Here is a 1,412-nt window from a genome sequence, read left to right on the forward strand (position 1 = left end):
GTGGTTTATCAATTATAAATATTGATTGTTTAAATGTTTTGGATTATTCCCGTAGAGTTTTTATAAAAACTATCTCTAATTAAAGCGTGAAACTTGTCGTAATTCATTACTTGGTTTTTAGGTTATTGAGTTGAATGGTTTTTTTATCACTACAATAGATGTTGTTTAAGATATGAATGTCTCGATAACTATTCCTTCAAGCTTAAAAAGTACAGAGCGTTTTAATGAAGTCCGAAGTGAGTGGTTTGTATTGGAGTTTAAGGATGAAGTTTAAAATCGGTTTAATATCCGCAGCTATTTTGTTATCCGGGTGCGCGACTCAAAAAATGGCTTTCCCGACACAAAACAAATTAACCATTACAGGCAATACGTTGGTGTACGACGGCATGATTACCGGGGATGCCGTGCTCGAAGCCATAAGAATGGTGAATGATAGTGACCAGAAAGTGACAACATTACGCATTACCAGTAGTGGTGGTGATATTGGCGTCGGGATCGAGTTTGGTCACTTCATAAAAAACAACGATATGGATGTGATCGTCAGCCAGTTGTGTTTTTCTGCTTGCGCGAATTACATATTGCCTGCGGCGAAAAGTGTGGTGATTGGAAAAGATGCGCTTATTGGGTGGCATGGTGGCGCGAATCAGAGTGACGAGATGTGGGATCAATCGGTTCCTTCGCAATACGAAAAGCAGTTTTATCGCTATCTTACTCGTTTACGAATTAAAGAAGCGGAGTTCTACAACAAAGTAGGAGTGGATCCAAATATTACCGTTTATGGGCATACGAGAACGAATACATGCCAACGTTCGACGCTCGCGAATGGTTGGTATTACACTGAATCTGATATGCGGCACATGGGAATTAAGAACCTGACTGTGCAAGGTGAATTACTGGACACTTTGAACTACAACAACAGCGAGATTAATTCTTGTTTGATGCCGCAAATATTTAATTAATTATCACCGCCACAAAAATCGCTCGAGTGAAAAAGAATACGCCTCGCTTAAATTTCGAGGCGTTTTTGTTTCAATTTGAATCAACTGTAAGCCCGTGCAACGCGACCTTCGCAATTCAAGGTGTATTGTTTGGCGTAAGCTGGGATGAAAACAGATTGGCCTTTATCTACTACACACGTTTCACCATTTGCGTGTGTAATCACGAGCGGGGAATCTAGCGGCAACAGGATTTCTGCGGTTCTTACATCAAGTGTTCGTTGGTTGGCTTGTTTTACAATCGCGAATTTGAAATCGTCGACGGGAATTGGGTATTCCAACATGTCGTTGTTTTCGATTGGTGCAAGCAGTAGGGTATCGAATGGTTTTTCTTCGAAGCGTGTGCATGCAACGAGTTCTTTTACGTCCATATACTTCGGTGTTAAACCTGCGCGTAGCACATTGTCTGAGTTCGCC

The 1,412-nt window shown here is 41.1% G+C and carries 1 protein-coding gene and 1 pseudogene; one reads left to right on the forward strand and one right to left on the reverse strand.

All coding sequences use genetic code 11. The features are described from left to right. Positions 1 to 263 precede the first annotated feature (263 nt). Positions 264 to 959, forward strand: coding sequence for a hypothetical protein (locus tag R7070_RS25220; RefSeq protein ID WP_021452117.1), 696 nt, complete (start codon positions 264 to 266; stop codon positions 957 to 959). Between the two features lie 80 nt (positions 960 to 1,039). Here the strand turns inward: R7070_RS25220 and R7070_RS25225 are convergent. Then, positions 1,040 to 1,412: pseudogene (locus tag R7070_RS25225) on the reverse strand (mannose-6-phosphate isomerase); the annotation flags it as partial.

This window comes from Vibrio sp. 1557 (genome assembly GCF_033340175.1).
In the GTDB taxonomy this organism is placed as follows: Bacteria; Pseudomonadota; Gammaproteobacteria; order Enterobacterales; family Vibrionaceae; genus Vibrio; species Vibrio alginolyticus.

What these genes read in the sequence shown, in the direction of transcription:
- R7070_RS25220 (WP_021452117.1), top strand. Translation starts at nt 264, where the DNA reads ATGAAGTTTAAAATCGGTTTAATATCCGCAGCTATTTTGTTATCCGGG.